Annotated in this window: 17 protein-coding genes; 9 read left to right on the top strand and 8 right to left on the bottom strand. The window is 72.9% G+C overall.

Annotated features, from left to right (window positions below; translation table 11 throughout):
* Positions 1-105: 105 nt before the first annotated feature.
* Together ACFPIH_RS44150 and ACFPIH_RS44145 are read right to left on the bottom strand one after the other, a co-directional pair.
* Positions 106-291 carry a hypothetical protein gene (locus tag ACFPIH_RS44150; RefSeq protein WP_381184524.1) on the bottom strand — a complete coding sequence of 62 codons (186 nt, stop codon included), beginning with the start codon at positions 289-291 and terminating at the stop codon, positions 106-108.
* A 138-nt stretch (positions 292-429) separates the two neighbouring features.
* Positions 430-1,146: a HEAT repeat domain-containing protein gene (locus ACFPIH_RS44145; protein ID WP_381184522.1), complete on the bottom strand. Its 717-nt coding sequence runs from the start codon at positions 1,144-1,146 to the stop codon at positions 430-432.
* A gap of 140 nt (positions 1,147-1,286) precedes the next feature.
* Here ACFPIH_RS44145 and ACFPIH_RS44140 point away from each other — a divergent pair, with 140 nt between their 5' ends.
* From ACFPIH_RS44140 to ACFPIH_RS44120, 5 genes are all read left to right on the top strand, one after another.
* The gene (locus tag ACFPIH_RS44140) at positions 1,287-1,676 is read left to right on the top strand and encodes a hypothetical protein (protein WP_381184519.1); all 390 of its coding nucleotides are present in this window, start codon (positions 1,287-1,289) and stop codon (positions 1,674-1,676) included.
* A gap of 475 nt (positions 1,677-2,151) precedes the next feature.
* Positions 2,152-3,402 carry a glycosyltransferase family 2 protein gene (locus ACFPIH_RS44135; protein WP_381184517.1) on the top strand — a complete coding sequence of 417 codons (1,251 nt, stop codon included), beginning with the start codon at positions 2,152-2,154 and terminating at the stop codon, positions 3,400-3,402.
* Positions 3,399-5,315: a right-handed parallel beta-helix repeat-containing protein gene (locus tag ACFPIH_RS44130; RefSeq protein WP_381184514.1), complete on the top strand. Its 1,917-nt coding sequence runs from the start codon at positions 3,399-3,401 to the stop codon at positions 5,313-5,315. Before ACFPIH_RS44135 ends, ACFPIH_RS44130 begins: the two co-directional genes overlap by 4 nt.
* A gap of 64 nt (positions 5,316-5,379) precedes the next feature.
* A complete protein-coding gene (locus tag ACFPIH_RS44125) occupies positions 5,380-6,579 on the top strand; it encodes a right-handed parallel beta-helix repeat-containing protein (protein ID WP_381184512.1) in 1,200 nt (399 codons plus the stop codon).
* Between the two features lie 200 nt (positions 6,580-6,779).
* Positions 6,780-8,039 carry a UDP-glucose dehydrogenase family protein gene (locus tag ACFPIH_RS44120; RefSeq protein WP_381184544.1) on the top strand — a complete coding sequence of 420 codons (1,260 nt, stop codon included), beginning with the start codon at positions 6,780-6,782 and terminating at the stop codon, positions 8,037-8,039.
* A gap of 355 nt (positions 8,040-8,394) precedes the next feature.
* Here ACFPIH_RS44120 and ACFPIH_RS44115 read toward each other — a convergent pair whose 3' ends face one another.
* The 3 genes from ACFPIH_RS44115 to ACFPIH_RS44105 are packed head-to-tail and all read right to left on the bottom strand — an operon-like array spanning position 8,395 to position 9,943.
* Positions 8,395-9,255 carry a DUF3592 domain-containing protein gene (locus ACFPIH_RS44115; RefSeq protein WP_381184509.1) on the bottom strand — a complete coding sequence of 287 codons (861 nt, stop codon included), beginning with the start codon at positions 9,253-9,255 and terminating at the stop codon, positions 8,395-8,397.
* A complete protein-coding gene (locus tag ACFPIH_RS44110; RefSeq protein ID WP_381184506.1) occupies positions 9,252-9,524 on the bottom strand; it encodes a hypothetical protein in 273 nt (90 codons plus the stop codon). The genes ACFPIH_RS44115 and ACFPIH_RS44110 overlap by 4 nt, the downstream gene beginning before the upstream one ends.
* Entirely contained in the window at positions 9,521-9,943 is a 423-nt protein-coding gene (locus tag ACFPIH_RS44105; protein ID WP_381184504.1) for a hypothetical protein, read from the bottom strand. The genes ACFPIH_RS44110 and ACFPIH_RS44105 overlap by 4 nt, the downstream gene beginning before the upstream one ends.
* Positions 9,944-10,054: 111 nt before the next feature.
* On the opposite strand from ACFPIH_RS44105, the gene ACFPIH_RS44100 reads away from it, so the two are divergent.
* From ACFPIH_RS44100 to ACFPIH_RS44090, 3 genes are read left to right on the top strand one after another with little or no spacing between them, the layout of a single operon-like run.
* Complete coding sequence (locus tag ACFPIH_RS44100) at positions 10,055-11,452, top strand: hypothetical protein (protein ID WP_381184502.1); 1,398 nt, start codon at positions 10,055-10,057, stop codon at positions 11,450-11,452.
* Positions 11,452-12,717: a hypothetical protein gene (locus ACFPIH_RS44095; RefSeq protein WP_381184499.1), complete on the top strand. Its 1,266-nt coding sequence runs from the start codon at positions 11,452-11,454 to the stop codon at positions 12,715-12,717. Before ACFPIH_RS44100 ends, ACFPIH_RS44095 begins: the two co-directional genes overlap by 1 nt.
* 55 nt (positions 12,718-12,772) lie before the next feature.
* Positions 12,773-15,619, top strand: a complete 2,847-nt coding sequence (locus ACFPIH_RS44090) for a hypothetical protein (RefSeq protein ID WP_381184496.1) — start codon at positions 12,773-12,775, stop codon at positions 15,617-15,619.
* Positions 15,620-15,715: 96 nt separating this feature from the next.
* Here ACFPIH_RS44090 and ACFPIH_RS44085 read toward each other — a convergent pair whose 3' ends face one another.
* The gene (locus ACFPIH_RS44085; RefSeq protein ID WP_381184494.1) at positions 15,716-16,675 is read right to left on the bottom strand and encodes a D-2-hydroxyacid dehydrogenase family protein; all 960 of its coding nucleotides are present in this window, start codon (positions 16,673-16,675) and stop codon (positions 15,716-15,718) included.
* A gap of 211 nt (positions 16,676-16,886) precedes the next feature.
* On the opposite strand from ACFPIH_RS44085, the gene ACFPIH_RS44080 reads away from it, so the two are divergent.
* Positions 16,887-17,780 carry a glycosyltransferase family 2 protein gene (locus ACFPIH_RS44080; RefSeq protein ID WP_381184491.1) on the top strand — a complete coding sequence of 298 codons (894 nt, stop codon included), beginning with the start codon at positions 16,887-16,889 and terminating at the stop codon, positions 17,778-17,780.
* A gap of 23 nt (positions 17,781-17,803) precedes the next feature.
* Here the strand turns inward: ACFPIH_RS44080 and ACFPIH_RS44075 are convergent, their stop codons facing one another.
* Complete coding sequence (locus ACFPIH_RS44075) at positions 17,804-19,504, bottom strand: bifunctional 3'-5' exonuclease/DNA polymerase (protein ID WP_381184488.1); 1,701 nt, start codon at positions 19,502-19,504, stop codon at positions 17,804-17,806.
* Positions 19,505-19,561: 57 nt separating this feature from the next.
* Complete coding sequence (locus ACFPIH_RS44070; RefSeq protein ID WP_381184485.1) at positions 19,562-20,299, bottom strand: Clp protease N-terminal domain-containing protein; 738 nt, start codon at positions 20,297-20,299, stop codon at positions 19,562-19,564.
* Between the last annotated feature and the right edge of the window lie 56 nt (positions 20,300-20,355).

Here is a 20,355-nt window from a genome sequence, read left to right as displayed (position 1 = left end):
GATCCCCCGCCCCCGGCGAACAGCCGGTGCCGGAGGGGTGACAACGGCCACCAGCCGTGCGAACGCCCGTGAACCTCAACCCACCCGGGTTGGAATCCCCCTCTTTTAAGAGGGGGAGGATGTCAAGTAGGCCGTACTGATCAGCCGGCCTTCGGCCGCCGTACCCGCCTCCGTGAGGAACCCGGCCTCCAGGACCGGTTCCGGCGCCATGCGCGTGCCCCGGAAGCCCGTCCGCTCCAGCGCGCGGGCGCACAGGGCGGCCCGGTGCGGTGAGGCACCGGCGTACACCACGGCCTGCGCCTCGGCGGCGAGTACGGCGGCGGCCGCGGGGCCGAAGTCCTCGCTGTCCGCACTACGACCGTGTCGGAGTCTCCAGGACGCCGGACCGAGGGTGCACCACGATCGTGTTGGGGGCGGCGTGGCGGCGTGTCACACGCGGGCTGGGGCGACCTCGGCGACATCCTGTGCGACCAGGGCGGCCGCGGCCGGCGCGTCGCCGTCGGCCCGCACCAGCAGACGGTCCACGTTCCAGGTCAGCGGGGTGTCCCCGGCGGTGAGCGTCAGGACGGGCGTGGCTTCCATGCGGTGCGCGGACACGGCCGCGTCGGTGTCCGGCAGCAGCCGGTACACCTCCTCCAGCAGGGTGGCTGCGGCTCGGTCCCGGCGCTCCCGTCGCCCGGGGGCACAGGCTTCCAGCGCCTCGGCCACCCCGGGGTCCGCCGGCTCGTACCGCTCCAGCGCGGGCAGCAGCGCCGGGTCGGCGAGTACGGCCGCGGCCCGGAAGGTGTGCAGATGCGCGCTGTCGGCCGCGAGCAGTTCCGTGAGCAGCGGCACCGCCCGCGGGTCGCGTCGCAGCGCGAGACCGCGCACCGCCTCTTCCCGGGTGTCCGGGTCGCTGTCGTCCAGCCGTGCCCGCGGTGCGGCGCGGACGGCGGGGCCGTCCGTCGGGGCCGGCGTGCCCGGCGCGAACGTCGCCTGGTCCCTGACGTCCGGTGCGGCGTCCTGGGTCAGCCGGATCAGGGCGCCGACCGCCGGATCGTCCTCCCGGCCGGTGACCGCCGTGGCCAGCCCGCATGCGGCCTCCGCCCGGTCACCGGCGTCGAACTGTCCGGCCTGCGCGATCAATGCCGCGGCGTTGGCATCCACCGCCCCATCCTGGCCCGCGGCCGATGCCACCGGTAATGAGTTCCCGGGTGGATGTCCCTCCCTGCCCGGTTGCGGGGGCGTGGCCGCCGTGCCGTTCGTACCCTCACCGGGAGTGCCGGAGAAGAGAGAAGGGGTCCCGTATGGCCGTCGAGCGCGTCCGTCCCGAGCTGATCCGCGACGAGGATCCCTGGCAGCCGCGCCACGGCCGGCGGGGCCGCGCGCATGTGCGGGTGTGGCGGACGGGGCCGGACCAGGTGGTCGTGGTGATCAGCGGCAGCGGCGCCGAGTTCGATCTGGAGACGGTGCTTCCCCTGCTCCGGGCCGAGTACCCCGACGACACGGTCGACTTCTTCTTCCACCGCCCGATGGACTGGACGGACCTGGGGTACTACGCGGAGCTGACGCCGGGTGACGACGGCACGGTGACCCGGACACACATCGCGGGGGACACTCTGGCGGCCCGCCTCGGGCCTGCCCTGTACGCGACCGAGGACCCGGACGACGAGTCGGTCGGCGGGGACAGCCCCTGAACCACGAGGGGATGCCCTATGCGCCGGATGGCCGTTTGATGAGCTGTGTGTGACATGTGTTCGCCATGCCGGATTCGAGCCATGTGACGTGTATCACATTAACTTTGCTCATGCGAAGGTTGCTGAGCCCGGGGGTCCGGCGGGGCGGCGGAGGTCGGTGTCTGCTCGGCGTGCGGGTAAAAGCCGTACGGCGCAACGCATGTGATGATCCATCAGGTCGGTCGTAGGTGGCCTGATGTGGGTGGTGCGGCGGTGGATTCTTCGCTCAAGGGGCGCCTGTTTTGTGAAGTTTTCGTGCATGCGACAGGTGAACTTTGTGTTGCCCGTGTGTCGAGAGGGATCGTTTCGGCCCTAGATTTCGCCGTGTAGACCGCGAACATCGCACATTTCGCCCATGTGTTTGGGCAACGCTCCGGCTGGGGGGTCTGAGTTCGTGTCGGGATTCTTCGACGATTTCTGGTCATGGATAGTCACGGTGACTGCCGAGACGTCATGGCGTGAGGTGATGCCGCTGGGCATCGCCGGCATCTTCGTCTGGGGGCTGTGGCTCTACCGGGCGGTGCTCTCCCGGTTTGCCAAGCCCGTGGTGAACAACTACCGGACCACGGTGTCCGTGGTGGTTCCGGCGTACCGCGAGGACGCGGAGATCCTGCTGGACTGCCTGGACACCTGGCTGTCCCAGGATCCCACCGAGGTCATCATCGTCCCGGACGTGGCGGACACCGAGGTCATCCAGAGGCTGGCGCAGGTGCAGGACCCCCGGGTCCGGGTGCTGGCGTTCGAGCACAGCGGCAAGCGCTCGGCGCTGGGCGTGGGCATCCGCGCCGCGAAGAGCGAGCTGGTGGTGCTGGTGGACTCCGACACCCGCTGGGAGCCGGGGCTGCTGGCCGCCGTCCAGATGCCGTTCGTCGACCCCGCGGTCGGCGGTGTCGGCACCCAGCAGAACGTGTACCAGCGCCGGACCAGCATCTGGCGGCGCGTCGCCGACTGGCTGGTCAACCTCCGCTATTACGACTACGTCCCGGCCATGGGCCGCGCGGGCGCCGTGGCCTGTCTGTCCGGTCGTACGGCGGCCTATCGGCGGGCCGCGATCGAGCCCGTCCTGGAGAACCTGGAGAACGAGTTCTTCCTGGGCCGGCGCTGTGTCGCCGGCGACGACGGACGGCTGACCTGGCTGGTGCTGGCGTCCGGTTACAAGACCGTGCACCAGTCGTCCGCCCGGGCGATGTCGATGTTCCCCTCCTCCTTCCGCGCCTTCGTCAAGCAGCGGGTGCGCTGGAGTCGGAACTCCTACCGCTGCTATCTGACCGCCGTGTACAAGGGCTGGCTCTGGAAGGTCCCCCTGGTCACCAAGATCACTGTGCTGCAGATCCTGCTGACGCCGGTGACGATGGGCATGGCCCTGGGCTATCTGGTGTTCAGCCGTCTGGAACTGACCGGCCGGGGCATCGTCCTCGTGCTGATCTGGCTGCTCGTGGGACGCGGTATCCGCGGCTACTCCCATCTGCGCAGACATCCCCAGGAGGTGCTGCTGCTGCCGGTGCTGGCCCTTGTCGTCATCATGATCTCGTTGCCGATCAAGCTGTTCGCCTTCGTCACCATGAACAAGCAGGGCTGGCTGACCCGCACCAGCGACAGCGTCGGCGGCGAGGGACAGAACTCGGCGTCCCTGAGCGGATCGACGCGGACCGCCACGGCCTCGTGGCCGGAGGTGCAGCAGTCATGACACGTCATCATTTCCTGGCCGGCCTGCGCGGAGTGGTCGTACTGGCCCTCGCCGCCGGCGCGCTCCTCGCCTCCGCCCCCGGTGCCCCCGCCGCGGACGGAGACGACAAGCCGAAGGTCAACGCCACGGACGCGGAGAACGAGACCGCGCTCGTGGCCGCCGAGGACCACCGTCTGGACCAGGTCCGCGCGGTGGCCGCCGTGGCCCCCCTCAAGGGCGGCCAGTGGAAGGCCCCGTACCGGCTGGACACCGGCAGCGGCTACACCCTGGTCCTGACCCAGCGCAGCAACCCCTACACCGTCTCCGACCTGCTCGAACTGGCTCCGCAGACGTTCGTCCGCGAGCGCGACGGCTCCTATCTGCTGACCGAGAACCTCTACCTCAACGCCGGCGCCAAGCTGAAGCTGTCCAACCCCGGCGGGCTCACCCTGCGGATGGCCAGCAGCAACAAGGGCTTCGTGAGCATCGTGTCCTTCGGCGGCCGGCTCACCCTGGAGGGCACCCCGCAGGCACCCATGCGGATCGTCGGCTGGGACGACAAGAAGAACAAGCCGGACACGGACGTACGCGACGGCCGGGCCTACATCCGCGCCATCGGCGGCCAGTTCTCCATGACGTACGCCAAGGTCAGCGACCTCGGTTTCTGGAGCGGTCGCACCGGCGGACTGAGCCTCACCGGAACCGACCGCCCCGACACCGGCAACATCAAGGACTCGTCGGTGCCGTCGGACACGGACGCGGGCAGCGGCGACGTGGTCGCCCAGCCCTCCGGTTCGCTGGCCACGCCGGACACCCGGTTCTCGGTGCCCAGCCTGTCGTACGTCTCGGCGGAGATCGGGCACTCCACGCTCACGGAGAACGCGTACGGCCTGTTCATCTCCGGGGCCAACGGGGTCAGCATCAGCGACAGCACGGTGCAGAAGAGCCTGGAACACGGTGTGGTCCTGCACCGGTTCGTCACCAACGCCGTCGTCGAGCGGACCGTCTCCAAGGACAACGGCGGCGACGGGTTCGTGATGGCCCGTGCCACCGAGCAGGTCCGGGTCAGTGGCTCCACCGCCACGGGCAACGGCGGCAACGGCTTCACGATCAGCGGCCGTCCGCTCGCCAGCGGCCCCTCGGCCTCGGGCGAGTCCATCAGCAGCTACGGCTCCAACTCAGTGTCCGACAGCACCGCCAAGGACAACGGCCACTACGGCATCGAGATCTTCGGCGGCACGGACGTGGGCGTGCAGAACAACCGGATCGAGGGCGGCGACATGGGCATCGTGGCCCGCAAGGACGCCACCAAGGTCGCCATCACCGGAAACCACCTCAGCGGCCAGTCGAGGCAGGGCATCTCGGTGCGCGACGGCGTGACCGCCGCGACGATCACCGGCAACATCGTCGAAAGCACCGACACCGGCATCTACGTACGGGACTCGGTCGGCGAGATACGCGGCAACACCGTCCAGGACGGCACCAACCACGGGATCAGCCTCGTCGGATCGGTCAACAAGTCCCTCGTCACGTACAACGTGATCTCGGGCGTCGGCCCGAGCGCCGTGGACACCACCCGCGCCCACGGCGGCATCACCGTCAAGCAGAACCAGACGTTCGCCTGGCACGACACCAGCTCCTTCTGGATCAAGTTCCGGCACTACGCCAGCCCCATGACCCTGCTCTGGGCGGGCATGCTGCTGCTCATCCTGTTCTCGGCGGTGCTCGGCCGACGCCAGAGCCGCCGCGGCCGCCGTCGCGCCGGCCGAGGGGTCCTGGGCGTTCACCCGTACGACGACAAGAGGCCGCTGTCCGGAGCCGTCAAGGAGGTTCCCCTCCGGCATCATGCGGCTCAGCTCAACTGGTTCTCGAAGGACGACGAGGAGACCACCGCCCTGCGCGCCCTGACGCCACAGTCCGCCCCGCCCCGCTGACCGCCGGCCCCCACCCCCTGCCCCCCTGCCGACTGCCCGACCGGACGGACCGGAGTTGCCGCCCATGTCTTCCACGCCGACCACGCCGTCGACCCCGCCGCCCAGCCCTGGGGGCGGTCGCTTCCGGCAGCCAGCCGTCTGGCTGGCCGCGGGCGCGTTCCTGCTCGCCCTGACCGCGCTCGTCGTGGCGGTGGCCGGCGGCGGCGGAGGGGACCCGGAGGTGAAGGCCGGGGCCAGTTCCGCCGGGCCCAGGGCCTCGGCGACCGAGGAGCCGGCGTCCGAGGACACCCCGTCGGTCCTGCCGTCCCGGTCGGCCACCGACAAGGCGCCGTCCTCGAAGGCCACGAGCGGTTCGGTACCCGACTCCGAGGTCAGCTGCCCGAAGGCCTCCATCAAGGTGAGCGACGCCGCCACGCTCGAACAGGCGCTCGCCCAGGCGCAACCCGGCGACAGCATCTCCCTGGCCAACGGCACCTACGCGGGCAACTTCACCGCCGAGGCCTCCGGTACGGCCGAGAAGCCGATCTTCCTGTGCGGCGGCTCCGGAGCCGTCATCGACGGCGGCGGCACCGAAGACGGCTACGCCTTCCACCTGAACCACGTCGGCTACTGGCGGCTGGTCGGCTTCACCGTCCGCGACGCGCAGAAGGGCGTCATGGCGGACGGCGTGGTGGGCACCGTCATCCAGGGCCTCACCGTCGAGCAGATCGGCGACGAGGCCATCCACCTGCGGGACTTCAGCTCGGACAACATGGTCCGGGGCAACACCGTCCGCACCACCGGGCTGCGCCGCGAGAAGTACGGCGAAGGCATCTACATCGGCACCGCCGAGTCCAACTGGTGCACCGTGTCGAACTGCAAGACCGACACCAGCGACCGCAACGTGGTGCTCGGCAACCACATCAGCGACACCACCGCGGAGGCCATCGACATCAAGGAGGGCACCAGCGACGGCAAGGTCATGGACAACACCTTCGACGGATCGAAGCTGAGCGGCTCCCACAACAACGACTCCTGGGTCGATGTGAAGGGCAACGGCTGGCTGTTGCAGGGCAACACCGGAAGCCACTCACCGCAGGACGGCTTCCAGACCCACCAGATCGTCAACGGCTGGGGCACCGGCAACACCTTCCGGGACAACACCGCGAACGTGGACGGACCCGGTTACGGATTCCACCTCACGTCCGACGGCAACAAAGTCACCTGCGACAACAAGGCGAACGACGCGGCCGAGGGCCTCGCCAACATCGCCTGCACCTCCTGACAGCTCCGCTGTCACCCCTGACTTCCCCCGCTTCCCTCGCTTTCCGCAGGCCGCCACCGGCCAGTGCGGCGGGCCGACGTGCCCGGACACCTCAGGAGACCACCGTGACCTCTACGACCGTTCTGGAAGACACCCAGAGACCCGCGCCCCGCCTCACCGTCATAGGCACCGGCTACCTCGGCGCCACCCACGCCATCTGCATGGCCGTCCTGGGCTTCGACGTCCTCGGCGTGGACGTCGACCCGGCCAAGATCGAGCGGCTCGCATCGGGCGAGGTGCCCTTCTTCGAGCCCGGCCTCCCGGAACTGCTCGCGAAGGCCCTCGACACCGGCCGGCTCCGGTTCACCACGGACTTCGCCGAGGCCGGCGCGTTCGGCGACGTCCACTTCATCTGCGTGGGCACACCCCAGCAGCCGGGCTCGTACGCGGCGGACATGCGCTACGTCGACAGCGCGGTCGGAGAACTCGCCCAGCACCTGCGCCGACGCACCCTCGTGGTCGGCAAGTCCACCGTCCCGGTGGGCACCGCCGCCCGGCTGACGGACCTCGTCCAGCGGACGGCCCCGGCCGGGACGGACGTCGAACTCGCCTGGAACCCGGAGTTCCTGCGCGAGGGCTACGCCGTGGACGACACCCTGCGGCCCGACCGGCTGGTCTTCGGTACGGCGTCGGAGTGGGCCGAGGAGCAGCTGCGCGCCGCCTTCGCCCCGGTGATCGCCCAGGGCACCCCGGTGGTCGTCACCGACCTGCCCACGGCCGAACTGGTCAAGGTCGCGGCCAACTCCTTCCTCGCCACGAAGATCTCCTACATCAACGCCATGGCGGAGGTCTGCGAGGCGACCGGCGCCGACGTCACCGGTCTCGCCACCGCGCTCGCCTACGACGACCGGATCGGCGGCCGGTTCCTCAAGCCCGGCCTCGGCTTCGGCGGCGGCTGCCTGCCCAAGGACATCCGGGCCTTCAGCCACCGCGCCGAGGAACTGGGTGTCGGCCAGGCCGTCTCTTTCCTGCGCGAGGTCGACGCCATCAACCAGCGGCGCCGGGCCCGTACGGTGGACCTGGTCCGCGAGCTGGCCGGCGGCGAGCTGGCCGGCGCCAAGGTGACCGCGCTGGGCGCGGCGTTCAAGCCCAACTCCGACGACATCCGTGACGCTCCGGCGCTGGACGTCGCCCGGACCCTGCACCAGTCCGGGGCCCAGGTGACCGTCGTCGACCCGGCGGCCGTCGAGAACGCCCGGCGTGCCTACCCGGACCTGACCTACGGCACGGACGTGCTCAGCGCCGCCGCCGGCGCGGACGTCGTGGTGCTCCTCACCGAGTGGGCCGAGTTCCGGCAGATCGACCCGGAGGTCATGGGCGGCGTCGTCGCCCAACGCCGCATAGTGGACGGCCGCCACGCCCTCGACCCCGCCCAGTGGCGCGCCGCGGGCTGGGAATACCGCGCGTTGGGCCGCCCCTGACGGCAGGGTCGGCGGCGTCGGCGGTGACCTTGGTGGGCCGGCCTTGGCGGTGTGCTGGGCCGGCCCTGACCGCACGGGGCGCACCTGAGCTGTGCCGTGAGCGGTTCCTTGCGGTGTCAGCCGGTGACGAGGACCTCCGGTGTGGACCGGGTGAGTTCGGCGAGCGTGCCGCGGCCGACGGTGAACGCGGTGGCGGGCACCACCCCGATGCCGTGCCGTGCCGCGCGGCGGCGCCGGCGAACCCGGCGAGGTGCCCTTCACGGTGCCGTTCTGCTGCCAGAGGTGGGCCACCCCCAGGGCGAACCGCCCCAGGGCCCAGCCGCCCGACCGGGCGTGCAGCCGGCCGCGGGCGGTGTCACAGCAGGGCCGCGCCGGTCAGGAACGCCGCGATTCCGGCGGTCAGCAGGGCGAGGACCAGACCGATGTCCTTCGCGCGCTCCCGGCGGTCGAAGGCGAGGTCGGGTGTGTGGACGGCTGGGTCGTCGGGGGCGTAGTGGATGGTGAGCTCGCGGCCGAGGGAGCGGCCCGGGTCGGGGAGGCCGGCGCGGGACAGGACGGTGACGTCGATGCCGTCGAGCGTGGTGAAGGCGACGACGGGCGCGTGGGTGACGAACTCGCTGCCCTCCCCGTCGGTATGGACGTCCGTGGTGACGGCTACGACGCGCGCCGGGACGGCGACGGCCGAGGCCAGCCGGGCGGCACGGGCGCGCGCCCGGCGGATGTCGGGGCTGAGTGCCGCGACGGCGGTCAGCAGGGCGCCGAAGCCGAGCAGCGCGTACGGGTAGCCCCGGGCGACGGCCGCATGGATCACCAGCCCGACGAGCAGGAGGGCGACCGCGCAGTCGGGACCGCCCCGTCCGCTCCTGTCGATCGCGTCGGCCCCGTCGGCCACGACGAGGAACCGGTGCGGCTGCCCGGGCGGGTAGCGCACGTCGAACTCACGGCCCACCCAGGCCTCCCGGACCGCGTCACCGTGCTTGCCGGCGTTCGGCAGGGCGAACTCCCGCCCGGTGGCCGGGTCCCGGAACGCGAACGTCACCGGTATCGCGGGCCCCTTGGATTCGCCGTGCGCCGGCTGCCCCACCTCCACGATCCGCGCCCTCACCCACACCGCCCGCTGGGCACGGGTCAGCCCGGCGAGCGAAAGCCCGTAGCCGAGCAGCGCCAGCCCCGAGGGCACCACCCACCACAGCTCCAGCAGCGCGTAGCCGTTCATCCCGCCCCGGGCAGGCTCCGCGCCAGCAGATCAGCCAGCACCTGCACGCCGGGGAGCAGATGGGCGTCGTACGGGATGCTGTGGCGTCGGCCGCTCCTGACGGTGATCGTCAGTCGGCGGAAGCGGCCGGTGCCGATCTCGATCCGGGGCTCCTCCCAGACGTGGTACCGGGCGTCGTCGACGTAGCCGAACACCTCCAGCACCCGGCCGTCGAAGGAGAGCAGCACGGAGTCGTTCGCCGGTGCCTCGCACAGCGGTTCCGGGCTCACGGCGCCACCCCGTCCCCGGCGTAGAGGTAGCCGCCGGGCCGGGTGGGGTCGGCGACCAGCAGCACCTGGTCGCCGGCGCGGGGGATGCGCAGCTTGGAGACGATGGTCTGCAGGGCGATCCGCTCGGCGGCCCCGGGCAGTTGGAGGACCAGGTCGACGACCGGGTCGAAGTTGACCAGCTTGCCGGTGTCGCCGATCGACACGACGACGGCCGGTATGGTCGGCGCCCCCGCGGCGAGCAACTGCTGTACCTCGACGCCGGAGTGGTACGCGCCGATCGACTGCTGGACCCTGGCGAAGTCGTCGTCGCCGAGGAACGCGCGCGTGGCACGGCCGTAGAAACCCTTGCCGCTCGCCACCTTGCCGGCGATCTCGGCGGCCCGCTCCTCGCGGCTCTTGCGCTTTCCGAAGATTCCCATGACGTCCTTCCCAGCTGCGGGTTCTGCCCGATGGCGGGGACCCTAGGGGGGCGCCGACGCCTACCGATCCCAGGTTCGTCCCCCCGTTTCCGGTCGGCGTACGCTCCTCACATGCCGCCCCCGAGCCAGCCGACCGGAGAGCGCCGGCCGCGCGCCATGGTCATCGACCATGCCTGGCGTGGGCTCGGGCCGGGGCTGGAATCGCTGAGCGGACCCGGTGGGGCACCCCTGACCCGGACGGTCAAGCTGATCGTGCTGCCGCTGATCGTCAGGCCGGCGCTGCGTCCCGAGCTCGCGGCGGACTTCCTCGGACCGGACCGGGCCGCTCGTCTCGACGGGCTGATCCGGGAGTCGGGTGCGCGTCTCGCGGCGACGGCACAGTGGTTCACGCTGCTGAAGAAGACCCGCCGGGCGCTCGGCATCGTGGCGGGCAACCCTCAGGACCTGTACTTCCAGCGCTGCTTCGAGCTGGCCACCGAGCACGGAGCCCCCTCGGCCGAAGCGGACGCGGACGCCGACGCCGACGCCGACACGATCGCCAGGGCCGTCGTCGAGGACCTGGCGGACTCGGCCGACGGACGCACGGTGGAGGCGCTGAAGGACTGGCTGGCCGACCCCGTCCGGCGCTCCCGGCTCGACGGAGAGCTGGCCACCGCCTGGGAGAGCCGTCCCCCGGCCGCCTCCGCGGCCGCGGCGGTCGCGCTGGCGGCCGAGGTGCTGGAGGCATGCGGCGCGCCGGACCGGGCGGCGAACGCACCGCAGTACGCGGCCATGGTCGAGGCGGGACACGGCGGCCTGTTCGGCCGGGCCCTGTGGGCGCCCGCGAGCGGTGTCTGGGACCGCGACGACCTGCCGGCGCATCTGGGGCTCACCGCACGGCAGGTGCCGCCGCGTCCGGAGGTCGGCCGGGGCGCCTCGACGGCCACGCTTCCCGCACCGCTGGACCGCACCCTCTTCGAACGGCTCTTCGTCGTACTGCAGTCGTCGGCGTCGGCTGCCCGGGGCGAGGAACTGCCGACCGTGCCGGAACTCGTCGGACGGGAGGCCGGCCGCAGCTGCGCTCCGCTCGGCCTGTACGACGAGAGCCTGCGCGTCGCCGTGGTCCTCGGCGGCCGGCTCGCGGCCGGCCTCGATCCCCTGGGTACCGGGGAACCCGCGCCGGGGCGGACGGCGGCGCACCGGGCCGTCAACAGCCGCTGGCGGCGCGAGGCCTCGGTCCTCCGCGCCCGCCGGATGACCGTCTCTCCCCGCCCCGAGCCGGACGGCGGCACCCTGGACGCCATCGCCCGCGACCTGCGCACCCCCTGGGCCGCCTACATGCGGCGGCTGTGGGTGCGGCTGCACGGGCGGGACGTCCGTGGGGCACCGCTGGGGGACCTCGCGTCGGCCTGGGCGGTGCTCGACGGGGTCGCCCGCTCGGTGATGATGGACCACCGCGCCAGGGTCCGCTCGGCACTGCGCGCGCTGTCCACGACGGCCGCGGAAGCGGCCGAGCCGAGGAGCGCGTGATGGCGCCGGCCCCCGTCGACGTCCGGGTCGCGCGGGGCGAGGACGGCACGATCCGCATCGCCCCCGGTAGCGCCGCGGGCCCCGACTTCGCCCGGGCCGTGCTCGACGTCGCGGGAGCGGTGCTGGCCTGGTCCGTCCTCGGGGACCCGGGTCCGCCGGTGGCGGAGGTGCATGACGTGGGCCGGGCGCAGCAGTGGCTGTGGGCGGTCTACGGCGAGCGCGTCGCCGCCGCCGTCCACGACTGCGCCTCGGGTGCCCCGGACGCCGTACGCGTGAGGGCGGACCCGACCGCTCTCGCGGGTGCCGCCGCCCGGCTCGGCCTCGGGCACTGGGCGGCCCGCTGGTGGCCGGCGTCGCACACGGACGGGATACCGGCGCTCGAACCGGACGTGCTCGGCCTGGAGCTGGCCGCGCTCACCCACGGTTGCCAGCAGCTGTTCGACGACGTCGGCGACCAGCCCGACGACTGCGTGCCCGAACTGATCGAGGACCACCGGGCCGCCCTCGAACCGCTGATCCGGTGGTGGCGCGCGGCGCCCCAGCCGGCGGACACGGCACGCCACTTGGAGCGTGTCCTGCGGCTGATAGACGGCGCGGCCGACGCCGCCGGACTCGACGGGCCGCACCTGCGGCACCTCCGGGCCGCCTTGGACGATGACGGTCCGGCCGGTACGCCCGTCGACCCCGGCGCGCTGTTCGCCCGGCCCGGCGGCTACGCCCTCGCGGCGGGCGGACCGCTCGCCACGGGTGGCCGGGTGATCGCGCGGGGCTCGGGGACCAACGACTGGCGCCGCTGTCCGCCCGGCCTCGTCGACGCCTCCGAGACCGCGGTGACCTGGACCGCTCGCGCACTCGGCGCGCGCCGGCGGATCGACGTCGAGGCCGTCGCACATCTCGCGGCCCCGGCCGCCGGGGCGCACCTCGTCGCGGAGGTCCGGGTGGACGACGGCCGCCCGCACCGGGTACCCCTCGCCCGCCGGGACGACCTGTGGACCGGCCACGCCGACCTGGACCTGCCGGCCACGGCGATGCCGTCGCGTATCGAGGTGGGGGTGCTGCTCCCCGGCTTCGACCCGGGTCCGGGTCCGGGGCCGGATGCGGGTCGGGGTCCGGGTCCCGACGCCCGCACCTCCGGCCGCGCCGACCGCGACGCCGTCCGCGCGCTGGTCCGACGACGGCTCGCCACCGCGGCCGAGCCCCACGCGTCCGACGCCGGACTGTTCCTCGCCGAGATCGCCGCCGCCGCCACCGACGAGGACTACTGACGAGGACTACTGACGAGAACTACTGCCGAGAACTACTGACGAGGACTGCTGACCGATGCTGTACGGAGAGCCCTTCGACAGCGGCTTCGCCCGGGCCGAGGAGCATCAGCTCGCCGCCGATCCCGCCGCCGCCGGCGCCGTCTACGAGGAACTGCTCACCGCGGCCGAGTCGATCGAGGACTCGCCCGACGTGCGGTTCCTGCGGGCGCATCTGCTGTCCGACCTCGCGGGCGTCCGGCTCACCGCCACGGACCTGGCCGGGGCGGCGGACGCCGTCGAGCGGTCCCGCGCCCTGCTCGACGGCGTCGCGGCGGTGCCGATGGGGCCGCGCGGGCGTCAACTGTGGCTGGAGGTCCTGCTGAAGACGCTGCTCGCCGAGGCCGACCTGCTGCGCAGGACCGGACGCCTGGACGAGGCGCTGGCCCGGCTCGACGAGGCGGCGGCCCGGCTCCCCGAGTTCGAGGACCCGGAGGGGCTGCGCACCGCCGAACTCGGCCTGAACCGGGTGCATCTGCTGATGGAGCGGGGCGAGTGGGGAGCGGCCGAGGAACAGGCGTCCGCGCTGCTGTCCGTCACCCCGGCGAGCGCGGCGGAGGCCGTACCGAGGCTGCTGACCGCCCTCGGTCTGATCTGCGCCTCGACCGGCCGGTTCGACCCGGCCGAGGACTACTTCGCCCGCGCCGAGGACGGCTTCCGGGCGACCGGGGACATCGGTGAGCGGCAGTCGCTGCTCGCGCACCGGGCGTACGCCGCGATGCTCCGGGGCGACCTCGACCTCGCGGAGCGCTGGTACGCCGAGGCATCCGCGTTCTTCGAGGAGCGGCGCCAGTTCGGTGATCTGGCGGTCTGTGAACAGGCCCGTGGCTTTCTCGCCGGTCTGCGCGGCGACGCCACCGGCGCGGCGGACCTGCTGGACGCGAGCCTGGCCCGCTTCGAACGGCTCGGTGCCTCGGTCGCCGCCGCCGACACCATGCTGCTGGGCGCCCAGCAGGCGTACGACCGGGGCGACATCACCGAGCTGAAGCGGCTGGCCCAGCAGGCCCGCGACGTGTACCAGGCGCGGGGGGTGTACGAGCGGTGCGCGCAGGTCGACCTCCTGCTCGCGAGGACCCTCGAGGACAACCTGGACCGGACCGACCACGGCGACCGCGAGCGGGAGTCCGTCGGTACCGCGCTCTCCCTCGCCCTTCCCGCCGCGCTGGCCCTGGCGGCGGCGCGCTTCGACTTCGTGACCGCCCACGCGCGCAGCCAGTGGCTGGAACTGGCGGACGACGCCATGCGGTTGGCCTTCCGCCTCGCGGTCCGCGCGCAGGACCAGGGACTCCTCTTCGAACTGGTGGAACACCGCTGCGCGGGCGCCTCCCTGGCGCTGGGCCGTACGCCCGGGCCGACGACGCCCGACTCGCCGGTCTTCCCCAGCCCGGCCATGAAGACGTACGGGCGCCTCGAAGGCACGACGACGCTCGGCGGTGTCGCGGCGGAGGCCGCCGCCTCCGCCGGACTGCGGGTCGCGCCGCCGCCGAGGGTGCGGATGTCGCCGGAGTCCGGCCGTGTCGCGCTCCAGGAGTACATCGCGGCGGCCGAGTTCCGCTATCACCGGCGGATCGTGAGCGAGGAGGAGACGCCGTTCTGGCTCACCGACGACCTGACGAGCCGCCCGGTGGTCCAGGTCCGGCTCGCCGACGCGGGCGATCTGTTCATGACCTGGACGTGGGCCGGCGGGGTCCAGGGGTTCGGCACCGGCCGTGCGCCGGCCGACGAGGCCGACCGGGCGGTCCGGGCACTGACCGCCGCGCTGCCGGGGGCGGGCGAGGGAGCGGAGGGGATGCGGCGGGCGTTCGGCTCGGGCGCGCTGGCCGGTCACCGCACCGAGCACCGGCTCGCGCGGACGCTGGCCGAGGCGCTGTGGCCGGAGGGGCTGACGGCGCAGATACGCCGGGTGTCGGAGCGGGCGGGCCGTCCGCTGGTACGGATCCAGCCGTCGCCCCGGGTCGCCCAGGTCCCCTGGGAACTGCTCGCCGTCGACGACGCGACCGACGTACGGCTCATCGATCTGGCGGACGTCGTGACCACCGCGCCGGTGTCGTCGGGGCGGCGTCCCGGTCCGCGCCCGGCGCCGGACGCCGACGCGGTCGTTCTCGTCCTCGATCCCCGGATCCCCGGATTCCGGGCCGACTCCCCGCTCGGCTCGGTCCTGGGACCGCCGGGCTCGGACCCGGAGCTGCTGTCGTTCGTCCGGCGCCGGCTCGACGCGGGTGCCGTCGTGCCGTCCGTCACCGCCCCCGCGGAGGCCTTGCGCCGCACAGACCTGGACCGGGACTGGCTGAGCGGTGCGCTCCGCGCGGGGGCTCGTCGGCTGATGTACGTCGGCCATGTGAGCGGCGCGCCGGTCGAGGGCGGGCAGAGCGAGGACGGCACGCTCCATCTGTGCTGCGGCCCGGAGGCCGTCGGCCTGACGGAGCCGGTCCGCGCCCATCGGCCGCTGTCGGCGAAGGACCTCCTGCTGGGCACGCTCCCCCTGCGCGCGGACGGCGAGCCGGGCGCGAGGATCTGGCCCGCGCCGGCCCGTGTCGCCCTCATCGGCTGCGAGAGCGGCGGCGATCTGCGGTTCGCCGAGTCGTTCGGCCTGGCCACGGCGATGATCCACAACGGTGCCGAGCTGGTCACCGCCACCCGCTGGGTGCTGCCGACCAGCTTCGCGTTCCACCGGCTGGGCGACCTGCCCGAGTCCGTACGCCCGCTGACGGAGGCGGTCGTCGCCGTCGACACCGCCCATGAGCACGACGACCCCGTGCACCGGCTCGGCCGCTGGCAGCGCGAGCAGCTCGACCGCTGGCGCACGGGCGGCCGGATCGAGCACTCGCCCCTGCTGTGGGCGGCGATGACCTGCATCGTCGTCTGACCGACCGTCGTCTGACCGACCGTCGTCTGACCGACCGTCGGCTGAACGCCGCGGCCCCCGCCCGGTGGGGGGACCGCGGCCAAGCGGTGCCGCCGGTCAGCCCAGTAGCCGTATCGGTGTCCCCGCCAGATACGCCCTGATCGCGTCCGCCGCCTGGCCGTAGTACCGCTCGTAGTTCGCGCGGGACACGTAGCCGAGGTGCGGGGTCGCCAGCAGGCGGGGGGCCGTGCGCAGCGGGTGGTCGGCGGGGAGGGGTTCGGTGTCGAAGACGTCGACCCCGGCGCCCGCGATACGCCCCTCCCGCAGGGCCGCCAGCAGTGAGTCCTGGTCGACGATCGCCGCGCGGGAGGTGTTGACCAGGTACGCCGTCGGCTTCAGGAGGGCCAGCTCGGCGGGGCCCAGCAGGCCCCGGGTGCGGTCGCTCAGCGCCAGGTGGACGGAGACGAAGTCGCTCTCCGCCAGGAGGTCCTCCTTCGAGGGAGCCCGCGCCACCCCCACCTCCGCCGCCCGGTCCGCCGTCAGGTTCTGGCTCCACGCGCTCACCTCCATACCGAAGGCCAGCCCCACCCGTGCCACCAGGCTGCCGATCTTTCCCAGGCCCAGCAGGCCCAGCCGGCGCCCGTGCAGGTCCGCGCCGACCGTCGACTGCCACGGCCCACCCTCCCGCAGGGCGGTGTTCTCCCGCACCAGCCCCCTGGCCAGGCCCAGCAGCAGCGCCCAGGTCAGCTCGACCGGCGGGGTGGAGGAGCTCTCCGTACCGCACACCGTTACCCCGTTTGCCGTAGCCGCCGCGTAGTCGATGACCGAGTTCCGCATACCGGAGGCGATCAGCAGCCGCAGCCGGGGGAGGCGGTCGAGGAGGGACGCCGGGAAGGGGACCCGTTCCCGCAGGGTGACCACGCAGTCGAAGTCGGCGAGGGCGGCGGCCAGTTCGTCCTCCGTGCCGAAGTGCTCCGTGAAGGGGACCACCGTCACTTCCTCCCCTCGCACCGACCAGTCGGCGAACGACGTCGCCACGTTCTGGAAGTCGTCGAGGACGGCACAGCGGAAGGGCATCGCGTTCTCCTGCAGGTGAGGCGGCTTCGATGCGAGGTTACGGTGTCACCGTGAGCGACAGAGAACGACCTGAATCGCCGTAAACGGGACACCAAGTGAACCGGTGTCCGGGCAACCTCCGTATGTGAGGCAACATTTAGGTGAATGACGGGCGTCGTGCGACGGGGGCATGGGGTACTGCCGTCGCCGGCCGGATGAAGTGAGGGACGTGGTGGTGGAGCCGAGGATCGCCGTTGCCGTGGTGACGATGGGGAACCGGCCGAACGAGGTCGACGCCCTCCTGGAGTCCGTCGCCAAACAGGAGCTCGCCCCCGCCCGCGTCGTGATCGTCGGCAACGGCTGCCGGCTCCCCGAGTTCGCCCACCGCCTCGGCCTGCCCGGCGAGGTCACCACCATCGACGTCGACGAGAACCTCGGCTGCCCCGGCGGCCGCAATGTCGCCCTCGCCCGCCTCCGTGAGTTCGGGGACGTCGACGTCGTCGTCGAACTGGACGACGACGGGCTGCTCGTCGATCCCGAGGTGCTGCACCGCGTACGGGACCTGTACGCCGCCGACCCGCGCCTCGGCATAGTCGGCTTCCGCATAGCCGACGAACACGGCGAGACCCAGCGCCGGCACGTGCCGCGCGTCGGTGCCGCCGACCCGATGGAGGGCGGGTACGTCACCGGCTTCCTCGGCGGCGGACACGCGCTCAGCATGCGCATGCTCGCCGACACCGGCGACTGGCCCGCCGAGTTCTTCTTCGCGCACGAGGAGACCGACCTGGCCTGGCGCGCCGCCGACGCCGGCTGGAAGATCCTCTACGCGCCCGAGCTGCTGCTCCAGCACCCCAAGACCTCGCCCGCCCGGCACGCCATCTACCACCGCGTCACCGCCCGTAACCGGGTCTGGCTCGTCCGCCGCAACCTTCCGCTGCCGCTCATCCCCGTCCATCTGGGGATATGGACGGCCGTCACGCTGCTGCGCACCCGCTCGCTCGGCGGCCTCAGGGCCTGGTTCGGCGGCTTCGTGGAGGGCGTACGCAAACCGGCCGGTCCGCGCCGCCCGATGCGCTGGCGAACGGTCTGGCAGCTGACCCGCCTCGGCCGCCCACCGGTGATCTGACCCACCCCGCTGACCCACCCCGCTCACTTCGCGTCGGCATAGCACTCCACCACCGCCGTCGTGAACGGGAACCGCACCGGGGTGTCGCCGAACGTCAGCCGTCCGGCCAGATCGGCCGCCTCCCGGATCGCGGCCACGACCGCCTCCGTCTCCTCCTCCGGACAGTGCACGATCACCTCGTCGTGCTGGAAGAACACCAGCTCGGCCGCCAGCCCCGCGCAGGTGCGGCGCAGCGCGGCGAGCAGCAGCAGGGTCCAGTCGGCGGCACTGCCCTGCACGACGAAGTTACGGGCGAAGCGGCCACGCGCGCGTGCGTTGCTCGACGCGTACCCCGGAACCCACTGCCGGCCGTCCCCGCCCTCTTCGTCGCCGCCGACCGGGATGCCCGCCTCCTCCGTCCCCTCGTCGCCGGCGCCGGCCGCGGGCGGGCAGGTGCGGCCCAGCCACGTCCGCACCAGCCGGCCCTCCTCCCCGGCCCGGGCGGCCTCGTCGACGTACGCCACCGCGCGCGGGAAGCGGCGGCGGAGCGCGGCGAGGTTCTTCAGTCCGTCGCCGGAGGTCTGGCCGTAGACCGCGCCCAGCACGGCGAGTTTGGCCTGCTCGCGGTCGCCGGAGAAGGCGCGCTCGGAGACGGCCTGGTAGAGGTCGCTCGCGCGCCCCGCCACCTCCATCAGACCGGGGTCGCGCGAGATCGCCGCCAGCACCCGCGGCTCCATCTGGTCGGCGTCCGCGACGACCAGCCGCCAGCCCGGGTCGGCGACCACCGCCCGCCGGATGACCTTGGGGATCTGCAGGGCACCCCCGCCGTTGGTGACCCAGCGGCCGGTGACCGTGCCGTGCGCCATGAACTCCGGGCGGAAGCGGCCCTCGCGCACCCAGTCCTGCAGCCAGGACCAGCCGTGCGCGACCCAGATGCGGTACAGCTTCTTGTACTCGACGAGCGGCCGCACGGCGGGGTGGTCCAGGGACTGGAGTTCCCAGCGGCGGGTGGACTTCACCCGGATCCCGGCCTGGGCGAAGGCCTTGATCACGTCGGCGGGCAGGTCGGGGCGGACCCGGCGGCCGAAGGCGGCGGACACCTCGTCGGCCAGCTCGGCCAGCCGGCGCGGCTCGCCGCCGCCCGCGTACCGCTCGCCGAGCAGTTCGTGCAGCACCGCGCGGTGGACGTCCGCGCTCCACGGCAGCCCGGCGTGGTTCATCTCGGCGGCCACCAGCATCCCCGCCGACTCGGCCCCCGTCAGCAGCCGCATCCGCTCCGGGTGTTCGGCCCGGCCGTGCCGCCGCTGCTGCTCGGCGTACACCTCGGCGAGGTCGGCCAGCGGCACGGGGACGGACTGGACGGACCCCGGCTCGAACAGCGAGGACTGGGCGCCGGGCGCGGCGGAGCGGTGCGCCGGATCCGGCGGTACGGGGCCGCCGCGCAGCCGGGCCAGGGCGGCGGCGGCCGAGCGGGGTTCGCCGTGCCGCCCCTCGTGGCCGAGGAGGAGGGTCTCGGCGTCCTCCACGTCGTAGCACCGCTCCACCCGGAGCCCCGCGGCGAGCAGTCGCGGATACACCTCGGCCGTGGAACGCCAGACCCAGCGGGTGACGTCGGGCCGCTCGCGCACGGCCCGCACGAGGTCCGCCTCCCGCAGCACCGGTCCCGCGAGCAGCCCGTCGGGACCGAGGGCCGCGACGTCCACGCCACCGCCCTCGGCCGGAGCGAGCACCCACCGGTCGGCCATGCTGCGAGTGTGCCAGGGGGGTCTGACAATGCCCGCCGGGCAGCCTTCCCGGCGCTTCTAGGCGTTGCCCTGCGGGCGGAACGCGACCTTCTCCAGGGCCTGCGCGACCCACCGCTCCGTGGCCGACTTGTCGATGCCGAGGCCGCTCAGCACGCCGTCGCCGTTCTCGAACTCCAGGAGCGCCAGCAGGATGTGCTCGGTGCCGACGTAGTTGTGGCCGAGGCGCAGCGCCTCGCGGAACGTGAGTTCCAGGACCTTCTTGGCGTCCGAGCCGTACGGGATCAGTTCGGGCACCTCGGCGGCGGCCGGCGGCAGCGCGGCGGTCGCGGCCTCGCGGACCGCCTCCAGGGTGACGCCCTGCGCGAGGATCGCCTTCGCGGCGAGCGCGTCGGGTTCGGTGAGCAGACCGAGGACCAGGTGCGCGGGGAGCCCCTCGGTGTTGCCGGCCGTCTTGGTCGCGTTGTGGGCGGCCATGACCGCGCTCCGCGCGCGCGTGGTGTAGCGGTTGAAGCCCTCGCTGACGTCGACGGCGCTGGACTCCTTCGGCACGAACCGCTTCTGCGCTGCCTGCCGGGTGACTCCCATACTGCGGCCGATGTCGGTCCACGAGGCCCCGGAACGGCGTGCCTGGTCGACGAAGTGGCCGATCAGGTGGTCGGAGACCTCGCCGAGGTGCTCGGCGGCGATGACCGCGTCCTGGAGCTGTTCGAGCGGCTCCTCGTGGACCTTCTTGATCGCGTCGATGAGGTCGTCGAGACGGATGGAGGAGGTGGGGTCGGGTCGCTGACTCGTCATGTGTCAACCGTAGGTTGACACCCTGCCACTGTCAACCTCGGGTTGTCAGTCCCGAA

The sequence above is a fragment of the Streptomyces vulcanius genome (genome assembly GCF_042653945.1).
Lineage (GTDB): Bacteria > Actinomycetota > Actinomycetes > Streptomycetales > Streptomycetaceae > Streptomyces > Streptomyces mangrovi.
Note: the sequence above shows the minus strand (reverse complement) of the source record. Positions and strands in the feature narration are given on the sequence as shown.